The organism is Pseudoalteromonas sp. S1608 (assembly GCF_005887265.1).
GTDB classification, from domain to species: Bacteria; Pseudomonadota; Gammaproteobacteria; order Enterobacterales; family Alteromonadaceae; genus Pseudoalteromonas; species Pseudoalteromonas undina.
Genome location: NZ_PNDK01000052.1, coordinates 101,537 through 120,228, shown reverse-complemented (window position 1 = coordinate 120,228; position 18,692 = coordinate 101,537). Strand labels below are relative to the sequence as shown.

Genomic DNA, 18,692 nt, shown 5'->3' with positions numbered 1-18,692 from the left:
CCTTCTGGCGCCATACGCTTTTTATCTAAACGCTCATTCTCAGCTTGCTCTGCTGCAATACGCTGTTGCTCTAAACGCTCATTCTCAGCTTGTTCAGCCGCAATGCGTTGTTGTTCTAGGCGATCATTCTCAGCTTTTTCAGCTGCTATACGCTCTTGCTCTAACAACATTTGCGCTTCTTGTTCTGCTAAACGTTGAGCTTGCTCTTGTCTTTGCTGCTCGGCATCTGCCTGTTGTTTAGCTAATAGCTCAGCGTTAGCTTGTTCAATCGCTCGTTTTTCTGCCTCCGCAGCGCGTTGTGCTTGCGCCTGTTTTTCTTGCTCTAAACGCTCTGTCTCTGCTTTTTCGGCAGCTATTTGTTGTTCGGTTTTTTCAGCTTGCTCTTGCGCTAAACGTTCTGCTTCAGCTTGTTCAGCTGCAATTCGGGCTTGTTCTAAACGTTCGGCTTCAGCTTCAGCTTGCAAACGCTCTGCCTCGGCTTTCTCTGCTGCTAAGCGCTCCTGTTCGGCTTTTTCTGCCTGCTCGTTTGCCAATGCTTGTTGTTTATCAGCTTCTGCTTGTTTTTTATCTGACTTGCCAAAACCGAGCCACGACATGAATTTACTTTTTTTTGCCATACTTGCTAATAACCACTTATAAAAATCTGATAAACTAACGATAATGATAGCGTGCTTTTAAGCCTAAATAATTGCTTTTTAGCAACACGTTATCCTCGAGGGTGCATAATAGTAACACTTTTAGCGCAGTTGAAAAATGACACGCCGTGATATGATTGCAATATTATCTGAGCTAGATCATAGATACCAATTTTTAGTGAGTTAAATGAGAAAAAAAATCACACCAAATAACAACATCCATAAATCAGTCGATGGCGTTATTAGAATCATTAGCGGCCAATTTCGCGGTCGTAAACTGCCAGTAAAAGACGTTCAAGGCTTGCGCCCTACAACCGACAGAATAAAAGAAACAGTGTTCAATTGGTTAATGCACGATACCCGCGATGCACGCACTCTCGATTGCTTTGCCGGCTCTGGTGGTTTAGGGTTCGAAGCGCTATCTCGCTTTGCTAAAAACACCACATTTTTAGAGCTTGATCCGCTAGCAGCAAAACAGCTAACGCAAAATGTTGCCACTCTTAATGCGCAAAATGCACAAGTACTCAATACTAATACTTTGACCTTTCTTGAGAATAAAAACACCAGTGAGACATTTAATTTAGTTTTTATTGACCCGCCATTTCGTAAAAATTTGGCTCAATCATGCTGTGATTTATTAGAAAATAATCAATGGCTCGACCCTGACGCACTGATATATGTTGAGGTAGAAACAGAGTTAACTTCGTTCAAGACACCTAATAACTGGTTGTTAATAAAAGAGAAAAAGGCTGGGCAAGTTTTTTGTAGGCTGTACCAACGACATATAAATTAACACTGTTTTAGCGGTAAGGTTTCTGTTAATATTATCCTTTACATGTGGTGTTGCTTCGGATTACAATACCGCACCATTTTTGAACCACTTGATCAATGTTTGATCAACTTGAGCAACGCTCATAATTTAGGTAGGTGAATTTTTAATGCCAGTAATTAAAGTAAGAGAGAACGAACCGTTTGACGTAGCACTTCGTCGCTTCAAGCGTTCATGTGAAAAAGCAGGTATCCTTTCAGAAGTTCGTCGTCGCGAGCACTATGAAAAACCAACAGCTGAGCGTAAGCGTAAAAAAGCAGCTGCTGTTAAACGTCACATGAAAAAACTTTCTCGTGATAACGCTCGTCGCGTTAAATTATACTAATATATTAGGTCTTGTATAAATGAGCCTTTTAATAACGCTAAAAGATGCGCAAAAAGATGCGATGAGAGCTAAAGACAAACAACGTCTTAATCCTATTCGCATGGTACTTGCTGCAATCAAGCAACGTGAAATTGACGAGCAAATAACACTAGACGACGCAGGTATTACCTCCGTTATAGTGAAGCTTGTTAAACAACGTCGCGACTCTTACACTCAGTACAAAGATGCTGGGCGTGATGATTTAGCTGAAATTGAAGCCAATGAGATTACAGCACTTGAAGCTTTTTTACCTCAACAATTGAGTGAAGAAGAAATCATTGCTCTCATTGACGCGGCTATTGCTGATACTAACGCAGCAGGTATGCAAGACATGGGTAAAGTAATGGGTATAATCAAAAGCAAAGCCGAAGGTCGTGCCGATATGGGCAAAATCTCAGGTTTAATTAAGCAACGATTAACTGCCTAATACTCCCACATACATTAAGTATGATTGAAGTAAACCGAGCCTTGAGCTCGGTTTCTTCGTTTAGAGCACTTCAAAAAAATATGCATTTGTGTTCCAATCTCTGCGTATTATAATTCGCTTTTAACACTTTTTATATTTACCTTAGGGCTGTACTTTAAACAATGGCTGGAAAGATCCCACGCAACTTTATCGATGATTTATTGGCACGAACCGATATTGTCGACCTGATTGACTCAAAGGTAGGGTTGAAAAAAGCGGGCAAAGACTATCAAGCTTGCTGTCCTTTTCACAATGAAAAATCGCCTTCGTTTACTGTATCGCAAGATAAACAGTTTTATCATTGCTTTGGCTGTGGCGCTAACGGCAATGCTATTTCTTTTGTTATGGAATATGACAAACTTGAGTTTGTTGATGCAATTGAAGAGCTAGCCAGTTTACTTAACCTAGATGTTCCTCGCGAACAAGGAAGTAGTAATGGCCCAGAACGCACCGCAGCACAAAAACGTTCAGACTACGATTTAATGCTCCATGCAGCGCGTTTTTATCAACACCAGTTAAAACATCATAGTAATTCTGAAACAGTAATAGACTATGTAAAAGGTCGCGGCTTAAGCGGCGCAACAGTTAAAAAGTTTATGATGGGCTATGCGCCCAGCGAATGGGAAGGCCTCTGCCAACAACTCGGGCGAAACCAAGAGCAAAAAGAACAATTAGTTGAGCTAAAGCTCGCATCTGAAAAAACGCCAGGTAAGCAATTCGATTTTTTCCGTGATCGTTTAATGTTTCCTATTCGTGATAAACGCGGTCGCGTAATTGCTTTTGGTGGCCGTGTAATGCAAGCAGATCAGGGGCCAAAATATTTAAACTCTCCTGAAACACGAATATTCCACAAAGGCTTTGAACTTTATGGCCTTTATGAAGCAAAACAAGCACACAAAAAGCTCGATCATGTACTTATAGTAGAAGGTTATATGGACGTCGTTGCGCTGGCTGAACAAGGCATAGAATACGCAGTTGCCGCACTCGGCACAGCGACAACCAGCGAGCATATGCACACCTTATTTAGAACCACCGACAAAGTTATTTGTTGCTACGACGGTGACCGTGCAGGTAAAGATGCCGCGTGGCGTGCACTGGAAAATGCACTTCCTTACTTAAACGATGGCAAAGCACTGCATTTTGTATTTTTACCCGATGGTGAAGACCCTGATTCACTTGTACAACAAGAAGGTAAAGAAGCTTTTGAGCAACGCCTTGAAAACGCCGATGACTTCACTAAAGTGCTGTTTAATAAACTAAGTAAAGAGATTGATTTAACGCTCGATTCCGGTAAAGCTAAGTTACTCAGTGCAGCACTGCCATTAATTGAAAAGATCCCAAGTGAGTTCTATCAAGAAAATATCTTGGAGCAACTTGGGCGTTTAATTGGTCGCACCCGTGAGCAACTCAATAATCACTTAAAAACACCAAAACAGCAGCAAGCAATTGAACGTAAATTTAAAATTACACCGATGCGCCAAGCGATAGGCATTTTAATTCAGCATCCTAATTTGGCGAAAAGCGTGCCCTACTTGCCTGATTTAGCACAAATGAATATTGCAGGAATCGGCTTATTATTGCGCTTACAACATCAAGCGTTACAAAAAGATGGCATTACCACTGCACAAATTCTTGAATCATTTAGAGATACTGATGACTATGAGCCATTAACTAAGTTGGCTACATGGCAACATCAAATAAATGAAGAGCGTTTAGAGACTGTTTTTCAAAATACTTTTAAATTTATTGAAGATCAGTGTTTAAATTATCGACTAGAGACCCTATTAATAAAAGACAAGACACAGGGCTTAAATAGCGATGAACGACTAGAATGTCATTTGCTAATGACAGCGTTAAAAACGACTAACGGCTAGTCAGATTTGATTTAGGCTGTTATACTGTGCTATTCACTGCGTCACATTATTCTGGTTAGCCTTTGAGCAAACTCCATGATGGCGCCTGTTGTATCAACTTATCAGAGTGGAAGAAACAATCTCTATGGATCCAACTCCTCAGTCACAATTAAAACTTCTGATTCAAAAAGGTAAAGAGCAAGGTTACTTAACTTTTGCAGAAGTTAATGATCACCTTCCACAAGATATTATCGACTCAGATCAAGTAGAAGATATCATTAGCATGATTAATGACATGGGTATCAAGGTTAGCGAAAACGCGCCTGATGCTGATGAATTAATGATGCAAGAAACCACGACAGACGAAGACGCAGCGGAAGCTGCCGCTGCAGCCCTTGCTACTGTAGAAAAAGAAATCGGCCGTACAACAGATCCTGTTCGCATGTACATGCGTGAAATGGGTACTGTTGAACTTCTTACCCGTGAAGGCGAAATTGTTATCGCTAAACGTATTGAAGAAGGCATTAACCAAGTACAGATTTCGGTTGCTGAATACCCAGAAGCGATCACTTACCTACTTGAACAGTGGGATAAGTTTGAAGCAGAGGAGATGCGCCTTAGCGACATTATCTCTGGCTTTTTCGATCCTGATGCAGACGAAGCACCACCAATTGCTGCCACTAACATTGGCTCTGAATTAAGCGAAAAACAGCTTGATGACAGCGACGATGATGATGACAGCGATGATGAAGACGAAGAAGAAGTAGATACAGGTCCAGATCCTGAAGAAGCGCGCATCCATTTCGAAAACTTACGTGACTTATACACTAAAGCACGTGAAACATTCGATAAGAAAGGTCGCTCTCATCCAGAATCTCAAGCCGCTATTTTAGAAATTGGTGAGTTGTTCAGAACCTTTAAACTTGTGCCAAAACAATTTGACCGCATGGTTAATAACATGCGTGAAATGATGGACCGAGTTCGCGTTCAAGAACGTCTTATCATGAAGCATGCAGTACAAGTTTCAAAGCTTCCAAAGAAAACCTTTGTTAAGCACTTTGCAAACAACGAAACTGACACAGCATGGCTTGATATTGAAATTGCAGCTAACGAAAAGCATTCAGCTAAACTTGAAGAAGTGAAGCCTGAAATACTTCGTTGTATTAGCAAACTTTCTTCAATGGAAGAAAGTACTGGCTTAAGCATTGAGCGTATTAAAGATATAAACCGTCGCATGAGTATTGGTGAAGCGAAAGCGCGCCGTGCTAAAAAAGAGATGGTAGAAGCGAACTTACGTCTGGTAATTTCAATCGCTAAAAAATACACCAACCGTGGTTTACAGTTCTTGGATTTAATTCAAGAAGGTAATATTGGTTTGATGAAAGCGGTTGATAAGTTTGAATACCGTCGTGGTTATAAGTTCTCTACTTATGCTACGTGGTGGATCCGCCAAGCAATTACTCGCTCTATTGCTGACCAAGCAAGAACGATCCGTATTCCAGTACATATGATTGAAACGATCAATAAATTGAACCGTATTTCACGTCAAATGTTACAAGAAATGGGTCGTGAGCCAAATCCAGAAGAATTAGCTGAACGCATGATGATGCCTGAGGATAAAATCCGTAAGGTACTTAAGATTGCAAAAGAGCCAATTTCAATGGAAACACCGATTGGTGATGATGAAGATTCGCACTTAGGCGACTTCATTGAAGATACGACTATTGATTCGCCTATCGATTCGGCAACAATGGAGTCTCTTCGTGGCGCAACTAACGATGTGCTCGCTGGCTTAACTGCCCGTGAAGCGAAAGTACTGCGTATGCGTTTTGGTATTGATATGAATACCGACCACACGTTGGAAGAAGTAGGTAAGCAGTTTGATGTAACACGTGAGCGTATTCGTCAAATTGAAGCGAAGGCACTACGTAAATTACGTCACCCTTCTCGCTCTGATTTACTGAAAAGCTTTTTAGACGCTAAATAATCTAGCGTTACATTATGAGTTAACTCAAAAGGCCGCTGTAGCGGCCTTTTTTCTATTTCAAGGAAATAAACATGGCTTGGATCCAAATCCGTATCAATGCCAATGCTGCAACCGCAGATGCAGTTAGTGACTTATTAATGGAAGCTGGTAGTGCTTCTGTTACTTTTATTGATGCTAAAGACACCCCTATTTACGAACCCAAAATTGGCACTGTCGTTTTTTGGGCTGATACCACAGTAATTGGTCTGTTCGAAGCTAATCACGATATGAACGCCGTGGTTGCGTTATTAAAGCGCCATGATGAGCTCAAAGACAATTTAGTTTACAAAATCGAGCAACTCGAAGACAAAGATTGGGAACGTGAGTGGATGGATAACTTCCACCCTATTCAATTTGGCGAAAAACTATGGATTTGCCCTAGCTGGCGCGATATTCCAGATCCAGACGCAGTCAATGTGCTACTTGATCCTGGTCTTGCATTTGGTACTGGCACGCACGCCACCACCGCGCTGTGTTTAAAGTGGCTTGAAAGCCAAGACTTGAGCGGCAAAACGGTAGTCGATTTTGGTTGTGGTTCAGGCATATTAGGCATTGCAGCAATTAAACTAGGTGCAGAGCGCATGATAGGGATAGACATTGATCCGCAAGCGCTAGAAGCAAGCTTAGATAACGCTAACCGTAATGGCGTTGCTGACAAGCTTGAAGTTTATCTACCAGAAAACCAGCCTGAATTTACAGCCGATATTGTTGTGGCAAATATTTTAGCGCAACCTCTGCGTGAGCTTCATAGTGTGATTTTAGGATTATTAAAACCAGGCGGTAAAATTGCCATGTCGGGCATTTTAGAAGAGCAAGCAAAATCGGTTGCCGATATATATGCGCCCTTTATTGAACTTGATGAGATTGCCATTGAAGGCGACTGGACCCGAGTCAGTGGCATTAAAAAAGCATAATAGTGCGTTTTTAAAAGTTTAGAGTATTAACTCAAAAGTCGTTTCTAGAGCCTGTATTTAACAGGCTTTACTATTTTTTTACATAATAAAAAATAAAGACTTTTTATTATAAAAACAACGACCGTTCAAAATTCACACAAATAAACCGCTTCGTCATACGGTTATCAAATGTCAATACGAAAAGAGCAAAAAAAAGTCACTTTTGTTCAATTTATAGCCTTTGATTTTTGCGCAAAAAGCCGTAAACTTAGCGCCCCTTGAAAAGAGGCCTATTGAATATCGTGCGTATCGGTTCATACCAACTTGAGAATAATGTCATTGTCGCGCCTATGGCGGGCATAACAGACAGACCATTTAGACAGTTATGTCGTCGTTTAGGCGCTGGCCTTGCTGTGTCTGAAATGCTGTCGTCTAATCCGAAGGTTTGGAAAACCGAAAAGTCGATGAACCGAATGGATCATTCTGGTGAGTCGGGTATACGTGCGGTGCAAATTGCAGGAGCAGACCCTGAGCTTATGGCACAGGCCGCACAATTCAATGTTGCAAACGGTGCACAGATCATAGATATCAATATGGGGTGCCCAGCAAAAAAAGTGAACAAGAAACTTGCAGGCTCAGCCTTATTACAGTTTCCAGAACTCGTGGAAGAGATTATTGATGCCGTCGTTAATGCGGTTGATATACCTGTAACACTTAAAATCCGTACTGGATGGGATCAGGACAACCGTAATGGTGTAGAGATTGCAAGAATAGCTGAACGTTATGGCATTGCATCACTGGCTGTACATGGGCGCACGCGCGCATGTATGTACAAAGGTGATGCTGAGTACGCCACAATTAGGGATATAAAACGTTCAGTGTCGATACCTGTGGTTGCTAATGGTGATATTACATCACCTGAAAAAGCAAAGCAGGTTTTGGACTATACGGGTGCAGATGCCATCATGATTGGTCGAGCCGCCCAAGGTCGCCCTTGGATATTTAGGGAGATAGACCACTATTTGCGAACTGGTGAACATATGCAGCCACCTGCTATTGCAGAGGTGCGCAGTATTTTAATGGAGCATTTAACCAACCTCCATATGTTTTACGGTGAGCCAATGGGAGCACGAATCGCTCGCAAACATGTATCTTGGTATTTGCAAACCCATGACAGTGACGGTCAGTTTAGGCGAGTATTTAATGCGCTCGACAATTCCGAAGAACAGGTCGTCGCATTAGAGCAATACTTTAAAACACTAGCAGCTAACTAAGAAAGAAAGAGACTTTATAATGTTCGAACAAAACGTGACTTCTCCATTTATCACTAACCCTCATGTTCAGTCACACGAGAAACCGCAGCCATTGCGTGATGCAGTAAAAAAAGCTGTTCACCACTACTTAAAACAGCTTAACGGTCAAGATGTGCAAGACGTTTACGACCTTGTTCTTTCTGAGCTAGAAGCGCCATTGCTTGAAGAAGTAATGACTTACACACGTGGCAACCAGACTCGTGCGGCAATTTTACTAGGTATCAACCGTGGTACTTTACGTAAAAAGCTAAAAAAATACGGTATGAACTAATACCTAAGGTATTGATGCCGTAATTGCTTTACCGCGCTTACTGATTCAATACACTGAGTGTTTTATAAAACACTCTTAAAAAAGCACCTTAGGGTGCTTTTTTTATCTGTAAAATTTATTAACGAAATTGCAAAATGCTCACGCTTTATGGGTCGTTATAAGTCGTTTTTTGAGTCGTAATCAGTTAAAATACGCGCTTCTAAGCTAGCTCATTAACTGAGGAAATCAAACTACAATGGATACACATCGTCCTATACGTCGCGCACTTTTGAGTGTGTCAGACAAAACCGGTATTGTTGAATTTGCCCGTGCACTAGAAGCACAAGGTGTTGAAATACTTTCAACTGGCGGCACTTGTAAACTACTTGCTGATAATGCGATTAAAGTTACCGAAGTATCAGATCACACCGGACACCCTGAGATCATGGATGGTCGCGTAAAAACCCTACACCCAAAAATTCATGGCGGTATTCTTGCTCGTCGTGGCCAAGATGAAGGCGTAATGGCAGATAACAACATTTCTGCTATCGACATCGTTGTAGTTAACTTATACCCCTTTGCGAATACTGTCGCTCAAGAAAACTGCAGCCTTGAAGATGCTATAGAAAACATCGATATTGGCGGCCCAACCATGGTGCGTGCAGCAGCTAAAAATCACAAAGATGTGACGATTGTTGTTAACGCAAACGACTATGACCGTATTATTAGCGAAATGCAAAATAACAACGGCTCAACGACTTACAAAACCCGCTTTGATCTAGCTATTGCCGCTTATGAACATACAGCGCAATACGATGGTATGATTGCTAATTACTTCGGTAAAATGGTTCCTGATTACACAGAGGAAGCGGCTGAAGATACTAAGTTCCCTCGTACTATTAATATGCAATTCACTAAAAAACAAGATATGCGTTACGGTGAAAATTCGCATCAGGATGCCGCGTTTTATGTTGAAAATGACATCTCTGAAGCGTCAGTGGCGACAGCCACTCAACTGCAAGGTAAAGCATTATCGTTTAACAATATTGCCGATACCGATGCCGCACTTGAGTGTGTTAAAGAATTTGATGTACCGGCGTGTGTTATTGTAAAACATGCTAATCCATGTGGTGTTTCAATTGGCGAAAATATCTTAGAAGCATACGATCGCGCCTTTAAAACTGATCCAACGTCAGCGTTTGGCGGCATTATTGCTTTTAACCAAGAACTTGACGCAAAAACTGCACAAGCGATTGTTGAACGTCAATTTGTTGAAGTTATTATTGCGCCAAGCGTGAGTGCAGAAGCCGCTCAAATAGTATCAGCTAAACAAAACGTACGTTTATTAGAGTGTGGTGAGTTCTCTGCTAAAGGCACAGGCCATGACATTAAACGCGTTAATGGCGGCGTTCTAATTCAAGACCGTGATTTAGGTATGGTAACGCAAGGCGACTTAACGGTTGTTTCTAAGCGCCAGCCTTCTGAGCAAGAACTTAAAGACTTACTGTTCTGTTGGAAAGTGGCTAAATTTGTTAAATCAAACGCCATTGTTTATGCCCGCGACGGTATGACCATTGGTGTTGGCGCAGGCCAAATGAGCCGTGTTTACTCAGCTAAAATTGCCGGTATTAAAGCCGCTGATGAAAACCTTGAAGTTAAAGGCTCAGTCATGGCATCAGATGCATTTTTCCCATTCCGTGATGGCATTGATGCTGCAGCCGCAGCAGGTATTACCGCGGTTATTCAACCGGGTGGTTCAATGCGCGATGAAGAAGTAATTGCCGCCGCTGATGAAGCCGGTATGGCAATGGTGTTTACGGGTATGCGCCATTTCCGCCATTAATCGCTTAAAGAGCTAACTGCTTCAGTTAGCTCTTTTTGTTTGCATCAAATTCACGTATTCTGCTTATTCTATAACCATGACTAACAATTATAATGTGAAGGATTAGACGATGAAATTTGCACTAAAATCTCTACTGGTTGCCACACTGTCATTAAGTTCAACAATGGCATTAGCACACAACCATGGCCACGACTCAGCATTAACAAATGCAGTTAAAGCAAGCGAGCGCAGCAGTGAACGCGACCAATACCGCAATCCTGTAGAAACCCTCGAGTTTTTTGGCTTTAAACCAACAATGACTGTGGTAGAAATTGCGCCTGGCGGTGGTTGGTATAGTGAAATTTTAGCGCCAGCATTAAAAGAGCAAGGCACCTATTATGCCGCGCATTTTCCTGCTGATTCATCGGTAGGTTACTACCAACGTTCTCTTGCTGGTTTTAAAGCTAAAATCGCTGAAGATGCCCGCTTTAGTCACGTTAAACTTACTGAGTTTGCTCCTTCTACTCATTTAGATATTGCCCCTGCAAGTAGCGCCGATATGGTACTGACCTTTCGTAATGTCCATAACTGGTTCATGAGTAAAGACAAAGACGCAGCAAGCAATGCATTTAAGTCTTTTTATACAGCACTTAAGCCTGGCGGCACTTTAGGCGTAGTTGAACATCGCCTACCAGAAGAGCAAGCCGATGAAATGCAAAAGTCATCAGGTTATATGAAGCAAAGTGTGGTTATTGCACTTGCTGAACAAGCAGGTTTTGAACTTGAAGCAAAAAGCGATATTAATGCAAACCCTCTTGATACAGCCGATCACCCTAAAGGGGTATGGACCCTTCCACCTAGCCTTAGACTTGGCGAGCAAGATGCCGCTAAATATAAAGCCATAGGTGAAAGCGATCGTATGACGCTGAAATTTAAAAAACCGCTTTAAATAGGATATTCGCCATGAATGTATTAGTCATTGGCAGCGGCGGCCGCGAACACGCACTTGCGTTTAAGGCCGCTCAAAATACAAAAGTAAACACTGTTTATGTTGCTCCAGGTAATGCGGGCACAGCCCTTGAGCCAAAACTTGAGAACGTAGCAATTAACGTTGAAGATCTTGATGGGCTACTTAGCTTTGCACAACAAAATAATGTTGAGCTAACCATTGTTGGTCCAGAAGTGCCGCTAGTATTAGGTGTTGTTGATAAGTTTCGTGAACACGGCTTAGCTATTTTTGGCCCAACAGCAGGTGCAGCCCAGCTTGAAGGGTCTAAATCGTTCACTAAAGACTTTTTAGCACGTCATGCTATCCCAACCGCTGATTACCAAACGTTTGAACAAATCGACCCTGCGCTTGCCTATTTAAAAGAGAAAGGCGCACCGATTGTTATAAAAGCCGATGGTTTAGCGGCAGGTAAAGGCGTGATTGTAGCTATGGATGAACGCGATGCAGAAGAAGCCATTCGCGATATGCTTGCGGGTAATGCCTTTGGTGAAGCTGGCAGCCGCGTTGTCATCGAAGAGTTTTTAGAAGGTGAAGAAGCGTCGTTTATCGTAATGGTTGATGGTGAAAACGTACTGCCATTTGCAACTAGCCAAGATCATAAACGTGCTTACAATGGCGATGCTGGCCCAAATACTGGCGGTATGGGCGCTTATTCTCCGGCACCGGTAGTGACTGATGAAATTCATCAACGCATTATGAATGAAGTGATTTACCCTACGGTAGAAGGTATGGCTAGCGAAGGCCACCCGTACACTGGCTTTTTATATGCAGGCTTAATGATAGATGACACCGGCACACCAAAAGTAATTGAATATAACTGTCGTTTTGGCGACCCTGAAACACAACCTATGATGCTACGTTTGCAATCAGATTTAGTTGAGCTGATTGAAGCTGCTAACCGTGTAGAGCTTGATAAAACTACCATTGAGTTTGATTCACGCGCTGCTGTAGGTGTTGTTTTAGCTGCCAAAGGCTACCCAGATAGCTACCCGAAAGGCGATGCGATTAGTGGCCTGAAAGTAACTTACCCTGAAGGCGAAAAAGTTTTTCACGCAGGGACTAAGCAAGATGGCGATAATGTAGTAACTGCCGGTGGTAGAGTATTATGTGCAACGGCACTAGGTAATACCGTTACACAAGCGCAACAACGTGCCTATAAACTGGTTGATGAAATCAGCTGGGATGGCATGGAATACCGTACAGATATAGCCTATCGTGCAATTGCTCGTGAACAATAATTATTGAGTTTTACTCATTAAACTTTATAAGCGCAGATTATCTGCGCTTTTTACTGCTACACTATAAAAAAACAATCAGGGCACAGGTTAATATTGGAATTTAAAACCTTGCGCTATCATGCGATAGCGGTCGTAATACTTATTTTTATCTTTTTTATTATCAGCACATTGGCAACAAATTTTGTGATGCCATCTCGCTATACCATAGATAAAATAACCCCTGTTTATCTTGATCATGCATATTACATAGACAAGAGTAAAACACAAAGCTTCACAGAAGTAATGAGCAATAAAGCGCAGTTTACACAGCAAAAATTTAACGATATTCCTTGGAGTTTTCAACAGCAAAATTATTGGTTACGCCTTGATTTAGAAAACAAAAGCAGTCAACAAGAAGATGTGGTGGCGCATTTTGATAATCCGATGGTGGATCACCTCACTATATATAGGCTCAATAGTAATAACCAGCTACTCGACACTTATAAGCTTGGTGATAAAGAGCCGCGTCTTACTTTATTTAAGTACAGCGTGCCCCATATTCGCTTTAAACTAGATGGTCAGTCTAAACAACAATTAGTCATAAAAATAGATACCGTGGGGATCAGTAAAACCCCAATTCACTTATATCGCCATACTGTATTTGTTGACTTAGTTCGCTCACAAACAGGCATTTGGGGAATTTTTGCTGGCGTACTATTAATGGCCTCGCTATATAACCTATTACTTTATTTTGGTATTAAAGACCGCGTATATTTAGTTTACATTGGCTACATTATTAGCGCTATTGCATTAATGGGCACCGTGCTGGGGTTTGGCTTTTATTTATGGCCGCTTGAATGGCAGTTATTTATTCACGAAAAAGTCATTGTGGTCAACTACACCATTGCGTTTTTTACCCTCGCCTTTTGCACACTGTTTTTACGTTATCATAAAGACGGTTGCTGGCGCTATAAATTAAGCATCGGCTTATTAAGACTGATGCTAGTTCTAGGGACATTGAGTTTTTTCATTCCTGAAAATATAGCCGCACCGATATTTTTTGTGATTTTAGGCTCGCTCTATATTGTCTGCTTCATTTTAATTTACAACAAATTAAGAAGCGGTTTTCGTTGGGCTAAGTTTTACGTATTTTCGTGGGTGCCACTGATCATTGGCGCAGCTATCCAACCTCTAGAGCTCACAGGCGTTATTTCCTATAGTTTTTCAATACGCCATGCTTTTTTAATGGCCATTTTGTGTGAAATTGTCCTAATGGCAATGGCACTCGCTGATCGGATTCGTTATCAGCGTGAGCAAGCGCTATATCATGCAACACATACCCAGCAAACTAAGCTACTTAATAGCGCTAAACTAAAGTATGCCTTTATGGCACTTAAAGCCCAGCGACGCTCTACCACTTTATGCTTGGTGAAAATACGTCATTTTAACTCTCTAAATACCATTATCACGCCCTCGCAAGGGTATGAGCTAATTAAACATGTTGCTCACGAACTTGAATGCCAATTAAGCTTTGAACGAGAGTTTTTTCATCTCAACAATGGTATTAATCAGCCAGCTAAAATTGCTGATTTAGGCAGTGGCGTATTTGCCTGTATTTCCACTAAAAACCAGAGTCAGCATACGCTCGAAGAATTACTCAAACAGATCTTAAATAAGTTACCAAAAACATATCAAATTAAAGGTCTAGACTTACAACTTAATTACAGTGTTGGCATTAGTGGTTACGGTAAACGTGATGATTTTGAGTTTTGGTTAAAACGAGGCTATTTAGCATTACACGACGCTAAACATAACCTAAGCAAAGTAAGCTCATCACTTGCGCATGATAACCTTACCATGGACGTTGCTCTTGCAGCCAAGCTACAGCAAGCGATAAGAGAGGATCAACTTGCCCTTTATTATCAACCACAAGTGAGCTTAGAGGAGTGCAGTATACACGGCGCGGAAGCCCTACTACGCTGGCCAGATGCTGACTTTAAAAATATTTCGATAGAAAAGCTAATTATACTCGCCGAACACACTGGTATTATTAATGAATTAACAATTTGGGTTATTGAACAAGCCTGTAAAGACATTGCAAAGCTGGCATCCGATGGCATAAGCAATCATAGTATTAGTATTAATTTAAGTGCAAAGAATCTAGCCATTACTAATTTGACCGAAAAAGTAGAGAATATTTTGATTAAGTATCAGGTTGCTCCTCACTTATTAAAGTTTGAACTGACTGAGTCTGCTTTTGTCGAAAATCAAGATGCATTAGTCACCTTAGTTGATGAGCTTGCTACTTTGGGCGTTAAAGTAGTACTAGACGACTTTGGCACTGGTTATTCATCGCTTAGCTACTTGGTTAACTATCACTTTAGCGAACTTAAAGTAGATAAGTCATTCGTGTTTGATTTAACTGATAACCGTGCGCATCAGGTTATTGTGCAAACAGCCATAGATATGGCACATAATCTGGGCCTAACTATCACGATTGAGGGCGTAGAGACTCAAGAGGTTCATCAGCTACTTACAACTATGAACGCCGACCGTACTCAAGGCTACCTGTATGCCAAAGCACTCTCTTATGATAATTATTTAGACTTCTTAAAAAGCCAATACAGCCTAAAAATGTTAAACTCCCCTTTTTAACATCTTTGGGGCCAAGAAAAGATGCAAGGTACACTGCGTAAATTAAAGTCGAGCTTAACAGAGCCGGTTCAATACCACCTACCTATAGGTGATAAACTGGTTGATTTAAATGCCTTAATTGGCAAACAGCTGACCCTTACTTTTAGTGGCACAATTTTGTGCTCTAACTGTGGTAAAAAAACCAAAAAAAGCTATTCTCAAGGGCACTGCTTTGTGTGTATGCGCAAACTTGCCAGTTGCGATATGTGTATCATGAAACCGGAAACCTGCCATTACGACCAAGGCACCTGTCGCGAGCCAGAGTGGGGCGAAGAAAATTGCATGATCCCGCATTATGTTTACCTAGCAAATACCTCAGGATTAAAAGTAGGTATTACTCGCCATACACAAATTCCTACCCGTTGGATTGACCAAGGGGCAACCCAAGCCTTACCTATTTTTAAAGTGCAGACTCGTTTGCAATCGGGCTTAGTTGAAGTAGCGCTGGCACAATTTATTGCTGATAAAACCAATTGGCGTAATATGCTTAAAGGACAAAATGACACGCTTGATTTAAAAGCAGCAGCCGCCGAACTTATTCCACAAATAAGCGAAAAGCTTACAGAGCTGAGTGAGCTGTTTGGCGCAACCGCCATTGAACAACTTGATGAAGACGTAGTAAACCTTGATTTTCCAGTTAGTGAATACCCAACTAAAATTAGCTCATTTAACTTTGATAAAAACCCTGTTGTTAGCGGTATTTTACAAGGTATAAAAGGTCAGTACTTAATTTTTGATAGCGGTGTGATTAATATTCGAAAATTCACCTCTTATGAAGTGAGCGTAGACTCAGAATAACCTTTTGCTGCTTGGTTATAAAATGCTATCCATTGCTGTCGTGTTAATGGATAGCAATAATGGTAACCCTGAATAATATTGCAGCCTATCGTTGCTAAGTGTGTCTCTTGCGAGGCATGCTCAACTCCCTCAGCAACCACATCCAACCCTAAACTTGTCGCCATGGCTATAATAGCCGCTACAATTTGGCTATTGCCGTATTCATCAGGAATTTTAGCAATAAAACTGGCATCAATTTTTAACGTGTTAAAGGGCAGTTTGGTTAAATAGCTTAATGCCGAATACCCCGTGCCAAAATCATCAAGCGCAATATGTACACCTAACGTTTTAAGCTGTTGTAACTGTTCTTTTGCCTGTGAAAAAGAACCTATAAAGCTACTTTCGGTCAGCTCTATTTCAAGTAAACTCCCAGGTAATTGATAGCGATTAAGCATGGCCTTAATGTTATCAGCTAACTTACCTTGGCTTAGGTGGCAAGCAGATACATTAATCGCTAAACGTCCGGGGTTCATTCCTTGTGCTTGCCAAAGAGTTAACTCCTTACCGGCTTGGTTAATAACCCATAAATCGAGACGAACAACTAAACCTAACTCTTCAGCAAGCGGAATAAACTGCGCTGGCGAAATAGTGCCTAAATCAGGGTCTTGCCAACGTAGTAGTGCTTCAGCCCCCATAATCGCCCCTGTTTTTAAACACCGTTTAGGCTGAAAATAAAGCTCAAACTCATCATTTTCAAGCGCATGTTGAAAGCGGCTCATCATCGCTAAGCGCTCAAGGGAGCGGGCATTCATTGAGGGTTGAAACAACTGAAACGAATTACGCCCCACATCTTTTGAGCGATACATGGCAATATCAGCATGCTTTAATAATGTTTCACTGTCTAAGCCATCATCTGGATAAACCGCTGCACCTATAGAGGCAGTAACACCCACTTCAAATCCTTCCAATTTAAAGGGGGTATTTAAGTGATTTAAAATACCCTCTGCAAGTCTGATAACAGCTGCCACGCTTTCAACCTCACACAAAACAATAAACTCATCTCCCCCTAATCGTGCCAGTGTATCCCCCTCATTAAGGGTGTTAATAATGCGCTCAGAGACTAATTTTAATAAGGTATCACCGGCGTTATGGCCCAAGCTGTCATTTACCTCTTTAAAACGGTCAAGGTCAATAAACATTACCGCTAGCATTTGTTTATCTCTGTGAGCAGAGGCCAGTGCCATAGAGAGCCTATCGTTAAATAAGCGCCGATTAGGTAAGCCGGTTAGCTCATCAAAGTATGCTAGCTGCACTACTTTTTCTTCTGCACTCTTTCGCTCTGTTATGTCACTAAAAATAGCGGCATAAGTAACATCACTATGACTTGGCTCTTTTATTTCTATAATACTGAGCCACTCAATATAAATATCGCCAGATTTTTTACGGTTATGAATCTCCCCCTGCCATACGCCTGTTTTAGTCAGTGAATCCCACATTTTTATATAAAAGTTTTTATCATGACGTCCTGAACTCAACATATTAGGCCGCTTTCCTATCACCTCATATTCTTTGTAGCCGGTTAAATGAGTAAATGCAGGATTTACTTGCATAATCACCCCATTCGAGTCGGTGATCATGATGCCATCTAGGGAGGAGTCGATAATTTTATTGGCTAAAAATAAATTACGCTGTGAGTGCTGCAGTGCAATATCACGCTGCTGAAGTACCTTTTCAAGCTCACAACAATAAGCGGTTTCAATTTCATTAATTAAGTTTTCAAGTGATAATACGCCGTTAATTTGATTATTTTCGCTTACCACTAAATGCCGAATATTACTTTCAGACATCAACCTGTAAGCATCAAAAAGGCTGTCTTGAGGGCTTATTTTATAAAGAGGACGGCTCGCTAAATCCCAACAAACAAGATGGTTATGCTGCTCGGTGATCAGTTTGAGTAAATCACGTTGGGTAATAATGCCATGGACATTTTCATCTTCATTAAATACTAAAACAACTTTCTCGGCGTATTCGCGCATTAAGTTAACCGCGTCATTAATTGCTAATGAGCTGGGGACTACCCTAATATTTTTATTATATTGCTCGTTTATCGGTCTAAATTGCAGGTAATGCTCTAATCCTTGATTACTCACAATATCAGTAATACTAATCACCCCGCTTGGGTTATTATTCGCATCGGTTACCAGTAAGTGTCTTACGCCATGCTTATTAAACACCATGGCGGTATCGGTTAATAATTGCTGGCTGGGTACACTCAATACCGGGCTCGACATCACTTTCTCAATCATTACCTGTCTAAGAGTCTGATCAGAAAAGTTAAGCGTTAAGCAATCAGTTTCAGTCCACACCCCCACTATTTGCTGCTGATGTTTAACAAAAATAGCACTAACATTGTGCACACGCATTAGTTTCACCGCTTCAATTAAAGGGGTATCCTTGGTACAGGCGATCACCTTATTGGTAAAAACATCGCATACTTTTTGATAGCGGCTAGTGTGGGGCATTGCTTTTACTTCCAAAATTAAA

Annotated in this window: 14 protein-coding genes and 1 pseudogene; 13 read left to right on the top strand and 2 right to left on the bottom strand. The window is 41.3% G+C overall.

The genetic code is table 11. The features are described from left to right. A pseudogene (locus CWB75_RS17355) lies at positions 1 to 617 on the bottom strand (signal recognition particle-docking protein FtsY); the annotation flags it as partial. Between the two features lie 205 nt (positions 618 to 822). Between CWB75_RS17355 and rsmD the strand changes: the two are divergent. The 13 genes from rsmD to CWB75_RS17290 all read left to right on the top strand — a co-directional run bounded on the left by rsmD (position 823) and on the right by CWB75_RS17290 (position 16,169). After that, positions 823 to 1,428, top strand: coding sequence for a 16S rRNA (guanine(966)-N(2))-methyltransferase RsmD (gene rsmD, locus CWB75_RS17350; RefSeq protein ID WP_138571298.1), 606 nt, complete (start codon positions 823 to 825; stop codon positions 1,426 to 1,428). 145 nt (positions 1,429 to 1,573) lie between these two features. After that, complete coding sequence (gene rpsU, locus CWB75_RS17345; RefSeq protein WP_002957797.1) at positions 1,574 to 1,789, top strand: 30S ribosomal protein S21; 216 nt, start codon at positions 1,574 to 1,576, stop codon at positions 1,787 to 1,789. Between the two features lie 19 nt (positions 1,790 to 1,808). After that, a complete protein-coding gene (locus CWB75_RS17340) occupies positions 1,809 to 2,255 on the top strand; it encodes a GatB/YqeY domain-containing protein (protein WP_008114877.1) in 447 nt (148 codons plus the stop codon). A 161-nt stretch (positions 2,256 to 2,416) separates the two neighbouring features. Beyond that, a complete protein-coding gene (dnaG, locus tag CWB75_RS17335) occupies positions 2,417 to 4,168 on the top strand; it encodes a DNA primase (protein WP_008114875.1) in 1,752 nt (583 codons plus the stop codon). Positions 4,169 to 4,292: 124 nt separating this feature from the next. Beyond that, positions 4,293 to 6,134 carry an RNA polymerase sigma factor RpoD gene (gene rpoD, locus CWB75_RS17330; RefSeq protein WP_010391796.1) on the top strand — a complete coding sequence of 614 codons (1,842 nt, stop codon included), beginning with the start codon at positions 4,293 to 4,295 and terminating at the stop codon, positions 6,132 to 6,134. Between the two features lie 71 nt (positions 6,135 to 6,205). After that, on the top strand, positions 6,206 to 7,087 hold the full coding sequence (prmA, locus tag CWB75_RS17325; RefSeq protein ID WP_054202602.1) for a 50S ribosomal protein L11 methyltransferase: 882 nt from the start codon (positions 6,206 to 6,208) through the stop codon (positions 7,085 to 7,087). A gap of 281 nt (positions 7,088 to 7,368) precedes the next feature. Next, complete coding sequence (gene dusB / locus CWB75_RS17320) at positions 7,369 to 8,340, top strand: tRNA dihydrouridine synthase DusB (RefSeq protein ID WP_010391792.1); 972 nt, start codon at positions 7,369 to 7,371, stop codon at positions 8,338 to 8,340. A 19-nt stretch (positions 8,341 to 8,359) separates the two neighbouring features. Beyond that, entirely contained in the window at positions 8,360 to 8,650 is a 291-nt protein-coding gene (fis, locus tag CWB75_RS17315; RefSeq protein ID WP_002957804.1) for a DNA-binding transcriptional regulator Fis, read from the top strand. A gap of 235 nt (positions 8,651 to 8,885) precedes the next feature. Further along, the gene (gene purH, locus CWB75_RS17310) at positions 8,886 to 10,472 is read left to right on the top strand and encodes a bifunctional phosphoribosylaminoimidazolecarboxamide formyltransferase/IMP cyclohydrolase (RefSeq protein WP_138571297.1); all 1,587 of its coding nucleotides are present in this window, start codon (positions 8,886 to 8,888) and stop codon (positions 10,470 to 10,472) included. Between the two features lie 109 nt (positions 10,473 to 10,581). Further along, complete coding sequence (locus CWB75_RS17305; RefSeq protein WP_138571296.1) at positions 10,582 to 11,400, top strand: class I SAM-dependent methyltransferase; 819 nt, start codon at positions 10,582 to 10,584, stop codon at positions 11,398 to 11,400. A gap of 14 nt (positions 11,401 to 11,414) precedes the next feature. Then, the gene (gene purD, locus CWB75_RS17300) at positions 11,415 to 12,698 is read left to right on the top strand and encodes a phosphoribosylamine--glycine ligase (RefSeq protein ID WP_075169884.1); all 1,284 of its coding nucleotides are present in this window, start codon (positions 11,415 to 11,417) and stop codon (positions 12,696 to 12,698) included. Between the two features lie 93 nt (positions 12,699 to 12,791). Then, positions 12,792 to 15,332: an EAL domain-containing protein gene (locus tag CWB75_RS17295; protein WP_138571295.1), complete on the top strand. Its 2,541-nt coding sequence runs from the start codon at positions 12,792 to 12,794 to the stop codon at positions 15,330 to 15,332. 21 nt (positions 15,333 to 15,353) lie between these two features. Continuing rightward, positions 15,354 to 16,169 (top strand): DUF2797 domain-containing protein, encoded by an 816-nt coding sequence (locus tag CWB75_RS17290; protein WP_138571294.1) that lies wholly within the window; start codon positions 15,354 to 15,356, stop codon positions 16,167 to 16,169. On the opposite strand, the gene CWB75_RS17285 is transcribed toward CWB75_RS17290, so the two are convergent. Then, positions 16,142 to 18,670: an EAL domain-containing protein gene (locus tag CWB75_RS17285; RefSeq protein WP_171039130.1), complete on the bottom strand. Its 2,529-nt coding sequence runs from the start codon at positions 18,668 to 18,670 to the stop codon at positions 16,142 to 16,144. The two genes, CWB75_RS17290 and CWB75_RS17285, sit on opposite strands and share 28 nt — an antisense overlap. Positions 18,671 to 18,692: the final 22 nt, after the last annotated feature.